The following is a 17,436-nucleotide window of genomic DNA, read 5'->3' on the forward strand; positions in this document are numbered from 1 at the left end:
AGTTCGCCTCTCGGCCGGCGCGGGCTTCGTCGTGGCCATCTGCGGCGAGATCATGACCATGCCCGGCCTCCCCTCAAAGCCATCATCCGAGAACATCTATCTCAACGACAATGGCGATATCGAAGGGCTCAGCTGAGAGCGGAGAAGCAGGAAACGGCACGGAGGATTCGCCTGCCAGTAAAATAAATTGCATAAGAGTATTGCATCGTCAGAGCAATGTGGTTCAATGCTCGGAAGCGGCGGAGACCGCTGCCGAGGGACTGCCGGACAGTCGGGAAAACCCGCAACGGCATCAGAATGTGGAGGAATCGAATGACGGCATCTTGGCGCTTTTCTACTGTGGCCGACCGGCACCGGGCTCTCGGTTCACAGCTTGAGGACTGGAGCGGCATGGGCACCGCCTGGAGTTATGACGGCGACCCTGATGCGGAATATACGGCAATCCGCACCAAAGCCGGCATCATGGACGTTTCCGGCCTCAAGAAGGTGCATATCACCGGTGCCCACGCTGCTCATGTGATCGACCTCGCAACTACGCGAAACGTCGAGAAAATCCAGCCGGGCCGGTCCGTCTATGCCTGTATGCTCAACGATGCCGGCAAGTTCACCGACGACTGCGTGATCTACCGTCTGGCGCCGAATTCCTGGATGGTGGTGCATGGCGCGGGAACGGGCCATGAGGAGCTGACGCGCGCCTCCATCGGTCGTGACGTGTCCGTGCGCTTCGACGACAATCTGCACAATCTTTCATTGCAGGGGCCCATCGCGGTCGACTATCTGGCCAAGCACGTTCCGGGCATCCGCGACCTCAATTACTTCCACCATACGCAGACACAGCTGTTCGGTTTTCCGGTCATGATCTCGCGCACCGGCTATACCGGCGAGCGCGGTTATGAAATCTTCTGCCGCGGGCAGGATGCGCCCGCGATCTGGGATCGCATCGTGGAGGAAGGCAAGGAAATGGGGATCATCCCCTGCCGCTTCACCACGCTCGACATGCTGCGCGTGGAAAGCTATCTGCTCTTCTATCCCTACGACAATTCGCAGAAATATCCCTTCGAGAACGAAGGTCCCGGCGATACGCTGTGGGAGCTTGGCCTCGACTTCACCGTCAGCCCCGGCAAGACCGGCTTCCGCGGTGCGGAGGAGCACTACCGGCTGAAGGGCAAGGAGCGCTTCAAGATCTTCGGGCTTGAGGTCGCCAGCGACAAGGCGGCGGACGAAGGGGCGGAAATCTACCGCAACGGCAAGAAGGTCGGCGTTGTCACCTGCGCCATGTATTCGCCGCTGGTGAAGAAATCCATGGCGATCGCGCGCCTCGATGTGGACTGCGCCGTTGCCGGGACCGATCTTGAGGTTCACAATGCTTCCGGCACAGTGAAGGCGCAGGCTCAGCCCCTGCCGTTCGATGATCCGAAGAAGCTGAAGCGGACCGCGAAGGGATAGGACGTTGGACAGCGTACCGGTCATGACTCTTCTCAGTCGCCCGGTCTACGGAAAACTTTCAGCGCAGGCCGGAACACATCATCTCTTCATTGCGGACGCCGAAGGTGCGTCCGCGATCCTCGACATGGCGAAGCAGGCGAGCCCGGATTTTTTCGCCTCCGCCGAAATCATGTACATACCCGGCGCCGCCGGAGACAAATATGTGGCCGGCCTGGAAGCACTGGTTCCGGGCCGTCTCTATCGCGGGCCGTCTGTCGCGGCGGCCACGCAGCGCCTTCGGCACATCTTCGAGAACGCTCATATGGGCCTGCGGCTCTACCTGACCGGGACTGAAAGCCTGATCGGGCAGGTCAGCCGGATCGCAGCCGAGGCCGGGATCGAGCACAGCTCGATCCAGACGGAGTTGCGCGGCTCCATGGCGCGCCGCGTGCAATGCGTTCATTGCAAGGGCATCACCGAGAATGTGACCACCCAGCCGGTCAGATGTTCTCACTGTGACCTGCTCCTGCTCGTGCGCGATCATTATTCACGACGCCTCGCCGCCTTTCAGGGCGTGTGCATCAATGCGGAGGACCCGAGCGAGATCCCACCGGCAGAGGAGGTGTTCCGTTGAAAGCAGGTGCCAACAGAATAGAAGCCGTGGTGACGGACATCGTCACCGTCAACGAACTGGTGAAGCGCTTCCATTTCCGGCGGACCGATGGCGGCCTTCTGCCGACATTTTCCGGCGGAGCCCATATCGTCGTCGAAATGCGGGACGAGGAGCGTACCCGGCTGAACCCCTACTCGCTGATGAGTTCGCCGCTCGACACACGCGACTATACGATCAGCGTGCGGCGTGACGATGCCGGGCGCGGAGGTTCGCTGTTCATGCACAGCCGGGTCGAACCCGGCCAGCGCATGGTCATCAGCAGTCCTGTCAACCTGTTCTCGCTTGATCTGCGGGCGCGCAAGCATCTCATGATCGCCGGCGGCATCGGCATCACGCCGTTTCTGGCCCAGACGGCGCAGCTTGCGGCCGAAGGCGGGAATTTCGAGCTGCACTATTGCTTCCGCAACGAGGGGGTCGGCAGCTATGCCGATTTCCTGCGCCAACGCTATGACCGGAAGGTCAACCTCTACCGCAGCGATCTGCAGGAAACCTTCGAGCTGGAGCGGGTTCTGGCCACCCAGCCGCTGGGGACGCATCTTTATGTGTGCGGACCGGAAGGGATGATCGATTGGGTGCGAGCCACGGCAGCGGGGCTGGGATGGCCCGGGGAGACGGTGCATTACGAGCATTTCGCTGCACCCCAGCCCGGCAAGCCGTTCGATGTCACGCTGGCGCTCAGCGGCATCGACATTCGTGTCGGGGAACACGAAAGCCTGCTGGAAGCGATCGAGGCTGCCGGCATCGATCCACCTTATCTGTGCCGGGGCGGTGTCTGCGGCCAGTGCGAGACCAATGTGATTTCGCATGACGGCAAGTTCCTGCACAACGATCACTGGCTGAGCGAGGAAGACCGCCGCTCGGGCTGCAAGATCATGCCGTGCGTGTCACGTTTCGAAGGCAGGTCGCTCGTTCTCGAACGGTAGGCGACATACCCGCAGGAGGAGACCATGGGTATTAACTTCAGACAGGAAACCTTTCGCAACGATTTTTCTTTCAAGAACAGCCCTGAGCAGATCAGGCGTTTTCCGTTCCCCTTCCACGAGGACGGTTACATGTATTCGGTCAACATCGAGCCGCATGTGCCGGGGCCGAAAAACACGGTGTTCGAGCATCTCTTCGATGTCGACGAACACTATATTTCCGAGATGCGGGACCGTGCCATGGTGCTGGCGGAAGATCCGCTGCGCTGTCAGTCCCTGCCCCACATGACCCTCGCCGGATGGGATACGCTCGAACTTCTCATGACCGAGAAGGCAAAGAGCTATCCTGATCTCTTCACGCTGACCCGGGATGGCGACAAATGGCACTGGATCAACCGGCCCCTCGGCATCGATGACCGCTTCACCTTCGGCGATACCTCAACCCTGCCCTACGGTCCGCTGGAATACATAACGCGGCAGAGTCAGGGTGACTTTGCCGTGCTCGACCAGCGTGACGGCAATCTGTGGATGGATGCCGGCATGGTGACGACGCAGGCCGACTGGTCGCTCGATTTCGACATCGGCATGAATTTCTTCGAATGGCATGCGCCGGTTCCGCTTGCGCATGAGATGGGCGTCTTCAACCGGGCGCTGAAATTCCTGATGGCCATCCAGCAGGGCCAGCCCGCGCGCCGCTTCAACTGGACGATGACCATCAATCCGCGGCTCGATACCAGCCCGGAAAACTATCACAAATGGGGCACCGACCGCACCACTGTTACCCCGGGCAATGTCGGGCACAAGGTCCATCTGCGCGTCGAGGTGCAGATGTTCTTCCGCCTGCCGCGCTCCAATGCGCTCCTGTTCCCGATCCGCTGCTATCTCATCAAGATGGAGGAGCTGGTCAGCTCGCCGAAATGGGCGCGCCGTTTCCACCGCGTGCTGCGCGATCTGCCGGATGAGCTGGCTGAATACAAGGGCCTCGTCCGCTATCGCCCGACGACCGTGGAATGGCTGTCGCAATATGACGACGGGCAGCCGACCTCTCCGGGTTTCGGTCCCGACTGACGGCTACGGCGAGCGGAACACCGCTGGCGGGATCGCAACGCATTCCGGCACATGATCTGTGCCGGAGCGCCGTTCGATGCCCGCCTGCAGCACCGAAAGGAGTTGCATCGATGCACGACGCGACAGCGAAACTGCACACGCTCTACAGGGAGCTTGGCGAGGAAGAGGGTGTGCGGGCCCTCGTGGAAACCTTCTACGACATCATCGAGCAGGACAAGGACGCCCGGGAACTGCACCTTCTGCATCTGAGGGGACACGGGGTGTCCCACTCCCGCGAAGAGCAGTTCAACTATCTTTCCGGTTTCTTCGGCGGGCCGAGCCGCTATGTGCAGAAGCACGGGCATTCGCGCCTGAAGGAAATTCACGAGCATGTGCCGATCGGCCCGGACATGCGCGACCTGTGGCTGCGCTGCATGGAGCGGGCAATCGACAAGGTGGGGATCGGCAGCGGGCTGAAAGCCCGGCTCATGATCCACTTCGGACGCGCCGCAGAGACGTCGCGAAACATGGACTGATTGTTCCGCAGGCAGGCAGGCGGTTCGGGGCTTCCCCATAGCCGGACAATGCTTGTGGATACGGTCTCAGTCGAAGCCTGCCTCTGGGCCTGCCGCGATTTCGGAGATCAGGTTTCGCAGCCAGCGGTTCGCGGGGTCGGGATCGGCATTCTCATGCCAGTACAGATAGACCGCGACAGGCGGTACAGCGACCGGAAACGGCACGATGCGGGTCGGCAGGCCGCGATTGACGATCCGCGCATAGCGCTCTGGCATGGTCAGCAACAGGTCCGTTTCGGCGACCAGCATCGAAGCCGCGAAATATTGCTGGCAGCGCAGGGCTATCCGGCGCTGGTGACCGATGCGGGCGAGCTCGACATCCTCAAGGCTCATGCCCCGCCGCCGTGACGACACCACGATGTGCTCCTGCCCGAGATAGGCGGGCAGATCAGGCTCCGCCGCCAGAACGGGATGATCCTTCCGGCCCACCACGACCAGACTGTCATGGATGATGGCGGTGCGATGGACCCTGTCGGAAACGCGCGCCAGCATCTCGACTGCCAGATCCAGCTCGCCCTTGGCAAGGCTCGTCTCAAGATCGCTGCGATCCACCCGCACCGAGGAAATGCTGACACCCGGCGCTTCGCTGGCGATCCTGCGCATCAGTGGTTGCAACAGGTGCGCCTCCAGAACGTCGCGGCAGCCGATGGTGAAGGTGCGCTGCGTTGCCGCCGGATCGAAAGAGCGAGCCGCCTGCACGCTACCGCTCAGTGTCCGTACGGACTGACGGATGGGCGCGATGACGGATTGGGTCAGCGCTGTCGGCACCATTATGTTGCCCTGCCTGATGAAAAGCGGGTCATCGAAGGTCAGCCGGAGCCGGCGCAGGGCATGGCTGATCGCCGGCTGGGTGAGGTTCAGACGCGCGGCAGCCCTGGTGATGCTGCCCTCCGAATAGATGGCTTCGAGGATGACGAACAGGTTGAGATCGAGGCGGCTCATATGCACCACATTCATGAAAGCGGATAAAGAACAATCATTTGATTTATTGGCTCACGTTGACGCACAGTTTGCAAGGCTGGTTCTGGCCGAGCGGATCGTGGAGGGTGAGCGCGTCATGGATTTTGGTTTTTCCGACAGGGCGAAAGGCTATATCGAGCGCCTGACAGCGTTCATGGACAAGCATGTGCTGTCGTCCGAGGGCGAATATTATCGCACTCTGACGACCGGCGCGCAGCCATGGAACGTTCCGCCGGTCATGCAGGATCTGAAGAACCGCGCGAAGGCAGAGGGTCTGTGGAACCTGTTCATGCCGGAACCCGAATATGGACCGGGCCTTTCCAATGCCGAATATGCGCCGCTGGCTGAAATCACCGGCCGGGTCCCGTTCGCGCCGGAGATTTTCAATTGCAATGCGCCCGACACCGGCAATATGGAGGTGCTGGCCAAATACGGGTCGCCGATGCAGAAGGAACGTTGGCTGAAGCCGCTTCTCGACGGTTCGATCCGTTCCGCCTTCTGCATGACGGAGCCGGACGTTGCCTCTTCCGACGCCACCAATATGGAGGCGACGGCGGTCGTGAAGGGCGACCGCGTCGTGCTCAACGGCCGCAAGTGGTGGAGCACCGGCATCGGCCATCCGGACTGCCGCATTCTGATCTTCATGGGCCTGACCGATCCGGAAGCGCCGCGCCATGCGCGGCACTCGATGGTTCTGGTGCCGGTTGACACGCAAGGCGTCGAGATTGGCCGCATGCTGCCGGTTTTCGGTACGCTCGACGAGCCATATGGCCACGGCGAAGTCAGCTTCATCGATGTCGAGGTGCCGCTGGAAAACGTCATCGCCGGCCCCGGCAAGGGGTTCGAGATCGCGCAGGGCCGGCTTGGGCCGGGGCGCATCCACCATTGCATGCGCGCCATCGGGGCTGCCGAATATGCGCTTGAGCTGCTGTGCAGGCGGGCGCTGACACGCACCGCCTTCGGCAAGCCATTGTCGTCTCTGGGCGGCAATGTCGATGTCATCGCCAACGCCCGCATCGCCATCGAGCAGGCGCGCCTGCTTACCCTCAAGGCCGCCTGGCTCATGGATACGGTTGGCGTAAAAGGCGCGATGAGCGAGATCTCGCAGATCAAGGTCGTGGCCCCTGCCGTGGCGCAGTCCGTGGTCGATGCCGCGATCCAGATCCATGGCGCGGCCGGCGTATGCGACGATTACGGCCTGACCGGGCTGTTCGCCTATGCCCGTGCGCTGCGCATTGCCGATGGACCCGACGAGGTGCACCGCGCGTTGATCGCCAAGCTCGAACTCAGGGCACAGGCTGCTGCCGCCGGCATTGAAATCGGCAAAGGGCGGTGACGATGAGCGATGCTTCGCAAAAAGCCAGCGATGCGCTGCTCGACAAGGCAGGGCGTGTGCGTGAAGGCGAGGAACTGGACGTCGCGCGCATCGACGCCTTTCTCAAAGGCACTGCGGCTGGTGCAGCGCTGAGTGGCGAACCGCTGGTCAGACAGTTTGCCGGTGGTGCGTCCAACCTGACCTATCTGCTGAGCTATCCGGAGCGCGACCTGATCCTGCGTCGCCCCCCTTCCGGGCACAAGGCCAAGAGCGCGCATGACATGATGCGCGAGGCGCGCGTCATGCAGGCGCTGCGCCCGGTCTACCCTTATGTGCCGGAAGTGCTGGCGATCTGTGACGATCAAGAGGTGATGGGCTGCGATTTCTTCGTGATGGAGCGCATCCACGGCATCATTCCACGGCAGGATCTGCCTGCCGGCCTGTCGCTTTCCCCGGAGGAGACGCGCCGCCTTTGCCTTTCGGTGGTGGATCGCCTGATCGAGTTGCACAGCATCGATCCGTCAGCTTCCGGACTGGAAAGCCTCGGACGCGGCGAAGGTTATGTCCGGCGCCAGATCGAGGGCTGGAGCGATCGCTATCGCAAGGTGCGCACGCCGGATTCTGCGGATTTTGAAACGGTGATGCAGTGGCTGGCCGCCAACATGCCGGCGGGCGAGACGGCTATCCGTGTCGTGCACAATGATTTCCGTTTCGATAATGTCGTGCTCGATCAGAGAGACCCTCGAAAGTCATCGGCGTGCTGGACTGGGAGATGGCGACGCTCGGCGATCCGCTGATGGATCTCGGCAACAGCCTCGCCTACTGGGTGCAGGCGGATGACGATCCCACCTTTCTGGCGCTGCGCCGCCAGCCAACGCATCTGCCGGGCATGCTGACGCGCGCCGAGGTGATCGCTTATTATAGCGAGCGCACGGGACTTCGTGCGCAGGACATGCGTTTCTACCTCGTCTATGGCCTGTTCCGGCTCGCCGTGATCGTCCAGCAGATCTATTATCGCTATGCGCAGGGACAGACGAAGAACGAGCAGTTCGCCGGATTCGGCAAGGTTGCCCGCTATCTGGAAAAGCGCTGTCTCGCCGCTTTGGCGGCTGACGGGCATGCCGGATGAACGCTGGCCGCGTCATTCTCGTGCGGCACGGACAGGCGAGCTTCGGGTCGAAGAATTACGACCGGCTCTCCCCGGTCGGGGTTCGCCAGTCGCAGCTTCTGGGTCAATGGTGGGCGCGGTATGGGCAGCCACCGGGCACGGTGGTCTGCGGTACCCTCAAGCGTCACCGTGAAACGGCGCGTGCCTGTCTGGAGGCATGGGGGCTCGCCAGCCTGCCGTTGCAGGAGGGTGCAGCGCTCAATGAGTTCGATCATCATGACGTGCTCACCCGTTATGCGCCCAATCTCGCAGATCCGGAGGAACTGGCAAATCTGCTGGCCGGCAGGGTGGACGCGCACAGGGTTTTCCAGAGATTGTTCGCGGATGCCGTAACGGCATGGATCAATGACGAACAGGCAGGCCTCTACAAGGAAAGCTGGCAGGCTTTCAATGCGCGGTGCGCCGATGTTCTGACCCGGATCGCAAACCGTTGCGATGCGGATGGTTCGGTGATCGTGTTCACCTCCGGCGGGCCGATCGGCTCGGCTCTCCAGTCTGCGCTCTCCATACCAGACAGCCGAATCCTCGACATCTACTGGGCCATTCGCAATGCGAGCATCACCACACTGGAGAGCCGCCGCGGGCGTCTGACGGCGTCTGCCTTCAATGTCGTTTCACATCTGGAAGCGGTCAACGACGCTTCCCTCATCACCTATCGCTGAGCGCAAGCAGGGAGGACTGGCATGGCACAGAACAACACATTCGATCTCGACGGAAAAATTGCGCTGGTAACGGGCGCCAGCCGCGGCATCGGTGCTGCCGCTGCCGCCATCCTTGCGGCGCATGGCGCGCATGTCATCCTTTCAAGCCGCAAGAATGGGGCCTGCGAGGAAGTGGCCGAAGCGATCCGGGCCAAGGGTGGCAAGGCAAGCGCCCTCGCCTGCCACATCGGCGAGATGGACGACATCACGGCAGCCTTCGAGGCGATCGAAAAAGCGCATGGCCGCCTCGACATCCTCGTCAACAACGCCGCGACCAATCCCTATTTCGGGCCGATCGTCGACACCGATTTGGGGGCCTTCCAGAAGACGGTGGACGTCAATATTCGCGGCTATTTCTTCATGTGCGCGCTGGGCGCAAAGCTGATGGCGAAGAATGGCGGCGGCTCCATCATCAACGTCGCCTCGGTCAACGGGGCGATTCCGGCCGCCATGCAGGGCATCTACTCAATCACCAAGGCCGCGGTTTTGTCGATGACCAGGGCTTTCGCCAGGGAGTGCGCGCCGCAGGGCGTGCGCGTCAACGCCATATTGCCGGGAGCGACCGATACGAAGTTTGCCGCCGCTCTCGTCCAGAACCCGGCCATACTCCAGATGGCCCTTCAGCACATTCCGATGAACCGGGTTGCCCAGCCCGAAGAGATCGTCGGCGCGATCCTCTATCTGGCCTCTCCCGCTGCCAGCTACACCACTGGCGCGGAAATCAATGTCGACGGCGGCTATCTGACGGTTTGACGGCACTTTGGAATATAGCGGGTGACGGCCGGGGAGTTTGCGCCTGTCGTCACCTGCACAGCATGAGCTGATCTAAAAAAGACCGGCAGCGCATTCGGGAGTGAAACGCCGAATGCGCTGCCGGTCTTTTGCTGTTTGGCTCAGAAGAAAGCCTGAAGGCCGGTCTGCGCGCGCCCGAGGATGAGGGCGTGAACGTCATGCGCGCCCTCATAGGTGTTGACCGTCTCAAGGTTCTGCGCGTGGCGCATCACGTGGTAGCCGATCTGGATGCCGTTGCCGCCATGCATGTCGCGTGCGAGACGGGCGATGTCGAGGGCCTTACCGCAATTGTTGCGCTTGACGATGGAGATCATCTCCGGCGTGAAGCGGTGCTCGTCCATCAGCCGGCCAACCCGCAGCGAGGCCTGAAGGCCGAGCGCGATCTCGGTCTGCATGTCGGCGAGCTTCTTCTGATAGAGCTGCATGCCGGCCAGCGGCTTGCCGAACTGCTTGCGGTCGAGCCCGTACTGACGCGCCCGGTGCCAGCAATCTTCCGCCGCACCCATCGCGCCCCAGGAGATGCCGTAGCGCGCCCGGTTGAGGCAGCCGAACGGGCCCTTCAGGCCGGAGACGTTGGGCAGCAGCGCGTCGTCGCCGACTTCCACGCCTTCCATGACGATCTCGCCGGTGATCGAGGCGCGCAGCGAAAGCTTGCCGCCGATCTTCGGTGCCGAAAGGCCCTTCAGCCCCTTGTCCAGCACGAAGCCGCGGATGACGTCCTTGCCGTCGTCACCCTTCACCTTGGCCCACACCACGAACACATCGGCGATAGGCGCGTTCGAGATCCACATCTTGGAGCCGGAAATGCGCCAGCCGCCGTCGATCTTCTCGGCACGTGTTTTCATGCCGCCGGGATCGGAACCGGCATCCGGCTCGGTCAGGCCGAAGCAGCCGATCCATTCGCCCGAAGCCAGCTTCGGCAGGTATTTTTTGCGCTGCTCTTCGGAGCCATAGGCGTCGATCGGGAACATGACCAGCGACGACTGCACGCTCATCATCGAGCGGTAGCCGGAATCGATGCGCTCGACCTCGCGTGCGATCAGGCCGTAAGTGACGTAGTTGGCGCCGAGCCCGCCATATTCCTCCGGCACGGTGACGCCGAGCAGGCCCGCCTCGCCCATCTCGCGGAAGATCGCGGGATCGGTGGTTTCGTCCATATAGGCTGCCTCGATGCGTGGGGCGAGCTTGTCGGCGGCGAAGGCCGCCGCCCCGTCGCGCACCAGACGCTCCTCTTCCGTCAGCTGATCTTCAAGAAGAAACGGATCGTCCCAGACGAAGGCCGACTTGCTCATATGCACTCCCGATTTTTTCATGGATTCGATTGTGCCGGAGACATTCGCTTTGGAGGCGCAAGGATGCAAGCCATATTTACTCAAGCTCCTTTGAGTTCTATGCAAAGCAGATGAGCAATCTGCAGCGCCGCCTCATCCCCTCGACCGCTTCGCTGACGGCGTTCGATGCGGTGGCGCGGCTGGGCAGTTTTTCGGCCGCCGCCGAGGCGCTGAACCTGACGCCAGGCGCCATCAGCCGCCAGATCAGTGCGCTGGAAAGCCAGCTTGGCGCGGTGCTTTTCGTCCGCAACAACAAGGGCGTGTCGCTGACCTCTGGTGGTGAGCGCTACGCAAAGGGCGTTGCCGAAATCATCGAGCGCCTGCGTGTGCTCTCGCTGGAGGTGATGGCTCACACGCCGTCCAGCGCGCTCAGGCTGGCGATCCCGCCCACATTCGGCACAAGGTGGCTGCTGCCGCGGATACCGGACTACGTGAAAAGCCATCCGGAAATGACGCTCAGCTTCTCCACCCGCATCGGCCGCTTCGATTTCGACAAGGAACAACTCGACGCCGCCATTCATGTGGGCACAGGCGACTGGCCGGGATGCGATTGCCAGCTTCTGCTGAAGGAAGAAGTCGTTCCGGTCTGCAGTCCCGACTTCCTGAGGCGCAACCAGATCCGGGACCCGGCCAGCCTGTTGCAGGTGCCGCTTCTGGAAATGGCGTCGCGGCCGCATGCGTGGAAATTGTGGTTTTTACATTTTGGCATAGCCGACGATTACCGCGAAGGCATGCGGTTCGAGCAGTTCATGAATGTCTCGCAGGCCTGCCGGGCCGGGCTCGGCGTGGCACTGATGCCGGCCTTTCTTATCGCCAGCGAGCTTTCGGGCGGTCAGCTCGTCAAGGCGCTTGATCTTCCGGTCGAAAGCGCCAGCGCCTATTACTTCGTCTCGCCTCATGACAAGGCTGCCGAGCCCGGTGTGCAGGCGTTTCGTGCATGGCTTACGGGGCAGATTTCCCTCTTTCTGAAACAGGCAAGATAGACCTTCGTCGAAGTTCAGCACTCGTCCTGATGCTGGAAGAACAGATATCGACTGCCTGTTTTTGTTCTTCTCCCCCTTGGTCAACAGAAACGGCTGTCGTGGGGTATTGTCTTTACCAGTGATAACATGATTGAATTTGGAAAATCGTGTCCGATACATTCTGGCTGATGTCATTCTGTAGCGGCTTTTGAAGCAAAAGCGTGTCATGAAGGGGAAAATCATATGGCCATGGCAAGATTGAATATGCGCTTCCGCCCGCTGCTTGCAGGCGCGGCTCTCTCGCTGCTGCTCGTTTCCGGCGGTGCCGCTCCTGCGTTCGCGGCTACACCCGCCGATACGCTGGTCCAGGCATGGGCGTTCGATGACACCATCACGCTCGATCCGGCCGAATCTTTCGAGCTGAGCCCGGCCGAATTCATCGGCAACACCTATGACATGCTGGTGCGTCTCGATATCGACGACACCACCAAGGTGAAGCCCGGCATCGCCGAGAGCTGGGAAATTTCCGACGACGGCCTCACCTACACCTTCAAGCTGAAGCCGGGCATCAAGTTCGCCTCCGGCAATCCGATCACCGCCGAGGATGTGGCATGGTCGTTCGAGCGTGTGGTGAAGCTCGACAAGAGCCCGGCCTTCATCCTGACCCAGTTCGGTCTGACGGCTGACAATGTCGGTGAAACGGCCAAGGCCGTCGACGACACCACTTTCGTCTTCACCGTCGACAAGCCATACGCACCGAGCTTCGTGCTCAACTGCCTGACTGCGACGGTGGGAGCAGTGCTCGACAAGAAGCTGGTGATGGAGCACGCCGAGGCAAAGACGCCGAGCGACGATTACAAATACGACACCGATTTCGGCTATGGCTGGCTGAAGACCAATTATGCCGGTTCCGGTCCCTTCAAGATCCGCGACTGGCGCGCCAACGAGATCGTCGTTCTGGAGCGCAACGACAATTACTATGGCGAGAAGCCGGCGCTGAACCGCGTCATCTACCGCCATGTCAAGGAAAGCGCGACGCAGCGGCTCATGCTTGAAGCCGGCGACGTGGATGTCGCCCGCAATCTTGAGCCCGGCGATTACGATGCCGTTCAGAAAAACGCCGACCTGACCACGACGGACGCGCCGAAGGGCACCGTCTACTACATCAGCCTCAATCAGAAGAACGAGGCGCTGGCCAAGCCGGAAGTGCGCGAGGCGTTCAAGTATCTCGTCGACTACGACGCCATCGGCGCCACGCTGATCAAGGGCATCGGCGAGATCCACCAGACCTATCAGGTCAAGGGTGTGCTCGGCGCACTCGATTCCAACCCCTACAAGCTCGACGTCGCCAAGGCGAAGGAACTGCTGGAGAAAGCGGGTCTGAAGGACGGGCTCTCCGTCACCTTCGACGTGCGCAACACCCAGCCGGTGACCGGCATCGCCGAATCCTTCCAGCAGACGGCGGCGCAGGCGGGCGTGAAGATCGAGATCATTCCCGGCGACGGCAAGCAGACGCTGACCAAGTACCGTGCCCGCAACCATGATCTCTATATCGGTCAGTGGGGCATGGATTACTGGGATCCGAACACCAATGCCGATGCCTTCACCTCGAACCCCGACAACAGCGACGATGCAGCGGTGAAGTCGCTTGCGTGGCGCAATGCGTGGGACATTCCGGAACTGACCGAACAGGTCAAGGCGGCCCTTCTGGAGCGCGACAATGACAAGCGTGCCGAACTCTATCAGAAGTTGCAGCAGGAGGCGCTGGATTCGAGCCCGTTCGTCATGATCTACCAGCAGATCGAGGTCGCGGGCGTGCGCGGCAACGTGAAGGGCTACAGGCTCGGGCCGAGCTTCGATTCCAATCCGCTCGCCCCGGTCAGCAAGGACTGATCCGGCAGGACCGATCGGGTGAGCACAGCTGACACACCAGTGCCGGCAAGGCGCGCCAACCGGCGCGCCTGGGCCATATTCAGGGCGATCGCCAGTTTTCTGGTGATCGTTCTGACCACCTATCTCGGCCTGCTGGCGGTGACCTTCTTCATCGGCCGCGTGGTGCCGATCGATCCGGTCCTCGCCATCGTCGGCGACCGCGCCCCGGCGCATGTGATCGAGCGCGTGCGGCAGGAAATGGGCCTCAACCTGCCCTATTACCAGCAGTTCATCCTCTACGTGAAAGGCGTGCTGCATGGCGATTTCGGCACGTCGGTGCTGACCACCAATCCGGTGATGACCGACATACGCCGCGTCTTTCCGGCAACGATGGAGCTGGCCACGGTCGGCACCATCATCGGGGCCGCCTTCGGCATTCCGCTGGGCGTGCTGGCGGCCGTCAGGCGCGGCAGCCTTGCCGACCAGCTCGTGCGCATCGTCGGCCTGATCGGCTATTCCGTGCCGATCTTCTGGCTCGGGCTGCTGGCGCTGCTGGTGTTCTATGCAAAGCTCGGCTGGACGTCCGGCCCCGGCCGCATGGATGTGGTGTTTGAATATACGTTCACGCCGGTCACGGGCTTTTTCCTGATTGACGCAATCATCAATCGCGACTGGGCCGCTTTCCGCGACATTATTTCCCACCTGATCCTGCCAGCTTCGCTGCTCGGCTATTTCTCCATGGCCTATATCAGCCGCATGACGCGCTCCTTTATGCTGAACGAGCTGCAACAGGAATATATCGTTGCCGCGCGCGCCAAGGGCCTGTCGGAAACGCGCATCATCTGGGGTCATGCGCTGCGCAATGCGGCGGTGCCGCTGGTGACGGTGATCGCGCTTTCCTATGCCGGCCTGCTTGAGGGATCGGTGCTGACCGAGACGGTCTTTGCGTGGCCGGGACTTGGCCTCTACATCACCAATTCGCTTCAGAACGCCGACATGAACGCCGTGCTTGGCGGCACCATCGTCATCGGCTCGGTGTTCATCGCCATCAACCTTCTGTCCGACGTGCTCTACCGCATGCTCGATCCCCGCACGAGGAGCTGACGAGGATGAGCGAAACGACGATGACCCGCCGCCAGTGGCTGCTCACCGACAGGCCGCAGTCACGCCTGCAGGCAAGGCTCGGCCGCGCCTATGTGACATGGCGGCGTTTTACGGCCAACAAGCTTGCCGTGCTCGGCATGCTGATCATTCTGGCGCTGGTTCTGGTGGCGATCTTTGCCCCCGCGCTGGCACCCCATTCGCCCTATGTCGGCGATCTTGCCGGCAAGCGCCTGTTGCCGCCGGGGCCGGAACACTGGCTCGGCACCGACGATCAGGGGCGCGACATCCTCTCGCGGCTGATCTACGGGTCGCGCCTGACGCTGCAGGTCGTGCTGCTGGTGGCGATCATCGCAGCCCCCATCGGCCTTTTGGTCGGCACGGTCGCCGGCTATGCCGGCGGCTGGGTGGATGCGGTTCTGATGCGCATCACCGACATCTTCCTCGCCTTCCCGAAGCTGGTTCTGGCGCTGGCCTTCGTCGCCGCGCTCGGCCCCGGCATCGGCAACGCCATCATCGCAATCGCCATCACCTCATGGCCGCCCTATGCCCGTATCGCGCGGGCCGAAACGCTGACGGTGCGCAATTCCGACTACATCTCGGCGGTGCGGCTGATGGGCGCTTCGCCATGGCGCATCGTGCTGCGCCACATCATGCCGCTTTGCATCTCCTCGCTGATCGTGCGGGTGACGCTCGACATGGCGGGCATCATCCTCACCGCCGCCGGGCTCGGCTTCCTCGGCCTTGGCGCGCAGCCGCCGCTGCCCGAATGGGGCGCGATGATTGCGTCCGGCCGTCGCTTCATCCTCGATCAGTGGTGGGTGGCCGCCATGCCGGGTTTCGCCATCCTGATCGTCAGCCTCGGCTTCAACCTGCTGGGCGACGGATTGCGCGATGCGCTCGATCCGAAAGGAAGCGGCCAATGAGCGCGCTTCTTGAAGTCGAGGATCTGCGCGTTTCGTTCCCCACTCGCACGGGCGTGATCGAGGCGGTGCGAGGGGTATCGTTCACGCTAGGACGTGAGCGGCTGGGCATCGTGGGCGAATCCGGTTCCGGCAAATCGCAGACCGGACGCGCCATCATGGGCCTGACAGCCGAACACGGTCAGATCAATGCGAAGAAGCTGGAGTTCAGCGGCATCGATCTCATCAATATCCCAAAAGCTGAACGTCGGGCGCTGCGCGGCAACCGCATCGCCATGATCCTGCAAGACCCGAAATATTCGCTGAACCCGGTGATGACCATCGGCCGTCAGATCGTCGAGACGCTCAAGACGCATGAACGGATCGGCAGGAGCGAAGCGCGCAAGCGGGCGCTCGACATGCTGGCCGCCGTGCAGATCCGCGATCCTGAACGCGTCTTTGATCTCTATCCGCATGAAGTGTCGGGCGGCATGGGCCAGCGCGCCATGATCGCCATGATGCTGGTGGCCGGCCCCGAACTTCTGATCGCCGACGAGCCGACCTCGGCGCTCGATGTCACGGTACAGCTCGAAGTGCTGGGCATTCTCAATCGTCTGGTGGCCGATCGCGGCATGGGGCTGATCTTCATCTCGCATGACCTGAGGCTGGTGTCTTCCTTCTGCGACCGCGTGCTCGTCATGTATGCGGGGCGCATCGTGGAAGAGCTTGCCGCCGGACAACTGGCGCAGGCAAAACACCCCTACACGCAGGGCCTGCTCAACTGCATGCCGCGTATCGACAATGACCGCCATCCCCTGCCCGTTCTCGACCGCAGGCCGGAGTGGGCGCTATGACGGCACCGGCTCTCGAAATCGAACGGCTGAGCGTCACCTTCGAGGATTTCGTGGCGCTGAAGGAGGTGAGCCTGACGGTGGCGCCCGGCGAATCCTTCGGACTCGTCGGCGAATCCGGCTCCGGCAAGTCGACGCTGTTGCGCGCCGTGGCGGGCCTTTCTCCCATCAGCGGCGGCACTATTCAGGTCAACGGCAAGACGCTCGATGGCAGGCGCAGCAAGGAATTCTACCGTCAGGTGCAGATGGTGTTTCAGGATCCTTACGGTTCCCTGCATCCGCGCCAGACGGTGGACCGGCTGTTGCTGGAGCCGCTGGCGATTCACGGCTTTGCCGATACGGAGAAACGCATCGTTCGGGCGCTGGAAGAAGTGGGGCTGAGCTCCGGCTTCCGCTTCCGCTATTCGCACCAGCTTTCGGGCGGCCAGCGCCAGCGCGTGGCGATCGCGCGCGCCCTGATCCTCGAACCGTCGATCTTGCTTTTGGATGAGCCGACCTCGGCGCTCGATGCATCGGTGCAGGCCGAGGTGCTGAACCTTCTGGAAGAGGTGCGTGCGGCGCGCAACCTCACCTTCATCATGGTCAGCCATGATCTCGCCGTCGTCACCCATATGTGCGACCGGCTTATGGTGATGCAGCATGGACGCGAGGTGGAGCTTCTGGCCTCCGCCGATCTCGTCAGCCGCAATGTGAGCCAGGACTATACCCGCAATCTGCTTGTCGCCAGCGAGGGCTTCCAGCGCAGTGTCTGAGTACCTGTTGGCGAGGATTTCCCTGTGCATGAAGCCGATGCCGGACAATAAAAAAACCCGCCGGATTGCCGGCGGGTTTTCTGTATGGC

At 62.0% G+C, this 17,436-nt stretch carries 17 protein-coding genes and 1 pseudogene; 16 read left to right on the top strand and 2 right to left on the bottom strand.

Going from position 1 to position 17,436, the window contains the following annotated elements; translation table 11 throughout:
* The 6 genes from AC5XE7_RS18620 to AC5XE7_RS18645 form a co-directional block, all read left to right on the top strand.
* On the top strand, nt 1-136 hold a 136-nt coding region (locus AC5XE7_RS18620; RefSeq protein WP_495367209.1), incomplete at its 5' end, for a formate--tetrahydrofolate ligase.
* Between the two features lie 176 nt (nt 137-312).
* Nucleotides 313-1,446, top strand: a complete 1,134-nt coding sequence (locus tag AC5XE7_RS18625; protein WP_280196500.1) for an aminomethyl transferase family protein — start codon at nt 313-315, stop codon at nt 1,444-1,446.
* A gap of 22 nt (nt 1,447-1,468) precedes the next feature.
* Nucleotides 1,469-2,059, top strand: coding sequence for a dimethylamine monooxygenase subunit DmmA family protein (locus AC5XE7_RS18630; protein WP_495367202.1), 591 nt, complete (start codon nt 1,469-1,471; stop codon nt 2,057-2,059).
* Nucleotides 2,056-3,021 (top strand): PDR/VanB family oxidoreductase, encoded by a 966-nt coding sequence (locus AC5XE7_RS18635; RefSeq protein WP_495367201.1) that lies wholly within the window; start codon nt 2,056-2,058, stop codon nt 3,019-3,021. Before AC5XE7_RS18630 ends, AC5XE7_RS18635 begins: the two co-directional genes overlap by 4 nt.
* 24 nt (nt 3,022-3,045) lie before the next feature.
* Nucleotides 3,046-4,086, top strand: a complete 1,041-nt coding sequence (locus AC5XE7_RS18640) for a heme-dependent oxidative N-demethylase family protein (protein ID WP_495367200.1) — start codon at nt 3,046-3,048, stop codon at nt 4,084-4,086.
* A gap of 110 nt (nt 4,087-4,196) precedes the next feature.
* Nucleotides 4,197-4,601 (top strand): group II truncated hemoglobin, encoded by a 405-nt coding sequence (locus AC5XE7_RS18645; RefSeq protein WP_495367199.1) that lies wholly within the window; start codon nt 4,197-4,199, stop codon nt 4,599-4,601.
* Nucleotides 4,602-4,667: 66 nt separating this feature from the next.
* On the opposite strand, the gene AC5XE7_RS18650 is transcribed toward AC5XE7_RS18645, so the two are convergent.
* Nucleotides 4,668-5,582 carry a LysR family transcriptional regulator gene (locus AC5XE7_RS18650; RefSeq protein ID WP_495367198.1) on the bottom strand — a complete coding sequence of 305 codons (915 nt, stop codon included), beginning with the start codon at nt 5,580-5,582 and terminating at the stop codon, nt 4,668-4,670.
* A gap of 115 nt (nt 5,583-5,697) precedes the next feature.
* Between AC5XE7_RS18650 and AC5XE7_RS18655 the strand changes: the two genes are divergently transcribed.
* The 4 genes and pseudogenes from AC5XE7_RS18655 (at nt 5,698) to AC5XE7_RS18670 (ending at nt 9,537) form a co-directional block, all read left to right on the top strand.
* Nucleotides 5,698-6,936, top strand: a complete 1,239-nt coding sequence (locus AC5XE7_RS18655; RefSeq protein ID WP_495367208.1) for an acyl-CoA dehydrogenase family protein — start codon at nt 5,698-5,700, stop codon at nt 6,934-6,936.
* Between the two features lie 2 nt (nt 6,937-6,938).
* Nucleotides 6,939-8,044 (top strand): annotated as a pseudogene (locus tag AC5XE7_RS18660) (phosphotransferase family protein).
* The gene (locus AC5XE7_RS18665; protein WP_495367197.1) at nt 8,041-8,745 is read left to right on the top strand and encodes a histidine phosphatase family protein; all 705 of its coding nucleotides are present in this window, start codon (nt 8,041-8,043) and stop codon (nt 8,743-8,745) included. The pseudogene AC5XE7_RS18660 and the gene AC5XE7_RS18665 overlap by 4 nt, the downstream one beginning before the upstream one ends.
* Before the next feature lie 21 nt (nt 8,746-8,766).
* Nucleotides 8,767-9,537, top strand: a complete 771-nt coding sequence (locus AC5XE7_RS18670; RefSeq protein ID WP_495367196.1) for an SDR family oxidoreductase — start codon at nt 8,767-8,769, stop codon at nt 9,535-9,537.
* Nucleotides 9,538-9,677: 140 nt separating this feature from the next.
* Here AC5XE7_RS18670 and AC5XE7_RS18675 read toward each other — a convergent pair whose 3' ends face one another.
* The gene (locus AC5XE7_RS18675; protein WP_287943115.1) at nt 9,678-10,868 is read right to left on the bottom strand and encodes an acyl-CoA dehydrogenase; all 1,191 of its coding nucleotides are present in this window, start codon (nt 10,866-10,868) and stop codon (nt 9,678-9,680) included.
* Nucleotides 10,869-10,978: 110 nt separating this feature from the next.
* Between AC5XE7_RS18675 and AC5XE7_RS18680 the strand changes: the two genes are divergently transcribed.
* From AC5XE7_RS18680 to AC5XE7_RS18705, 6 genes are all read left to right on the top strand, one after another.
* Nucleotides 10,979-11,890, top strand: coding sequence for a LysR family transcriptional regulator (locus tag AC5XE7_RS18680; RefSeq protein WP_495367195.1), 912 nt, complete (start codon nt 10,979-10,981; stop codon nt 11,888-11,890).
* Nucleotides 11,891-12,118: 228 nt separating this feature from the next.
* Nucleotides 12,119-13,762, top strand: coding sequence for an ABC transporter substrate-binding protein (locus tag AC5XE7_RS18685; RefSeq protein WP_495367194.1), 1,644 nt, complete (start codon nt 12,119-12,121; stop codon nt 13,760-13,762).
* Nucleotides 13,763-13,780: 18 nt separating this feature from the next.
* Complete coding sequence (locus tag AC5XE7_RS18690; protein ID WP_495367193.1) at nt 13,781-14,845, top strand: ABC transporter permease; 1,065 nt, start codon at nt 13,781-13,783, stop codon at nt 14,843-14,845.
* Nucleotides 14,846-14,850: 5 nt separating this feature from the next.
* Entirely contained in the window at nt 14,851-15,768 is a 918-nt protein-coding gene (nikC, locus tag AC5XE7_RS18695) for a nickel transporter permease (protein WP_425291416.1), read from the top strand.
* Complete coding sequence (locus tag AC5XE7_RS18700) at nt 15,765-16,598, top strand: ABC transporter ATP-binding protein (RefSeq protein ID WP_495367192.1); 834 nt, start codon at nt 15,765-15,767, stop codon at nt 16,596-16,598. The genes nikC and AC5XE7_RS18700 overlap by 4 nt, the downstream gene beginning before the upstream one ends.
* The gene (locus tag AC5XE7_RS18705) at nt 16,595-17,347 is read left to right on the top strand and encodes an ABC transporter ATP-binding protein (RefSeq protein WP_495367191.1); all 753 of its coding nucleotides are present in this window, start codon (nt 16,595-16,597) and stop codon (nt 17,345-17,347) included. Before AC5XE7_RS18700 ends, AC5XE7_RS18705 begins: the two co-directional genes overlap by 4 nt.
* Nucleotides 17,348-17,436: the final 89 nt, after the last annotated feature.

Source organism: Aquamicrobium sp. YD-1-mutant5, from assembly GCF_059509755.1.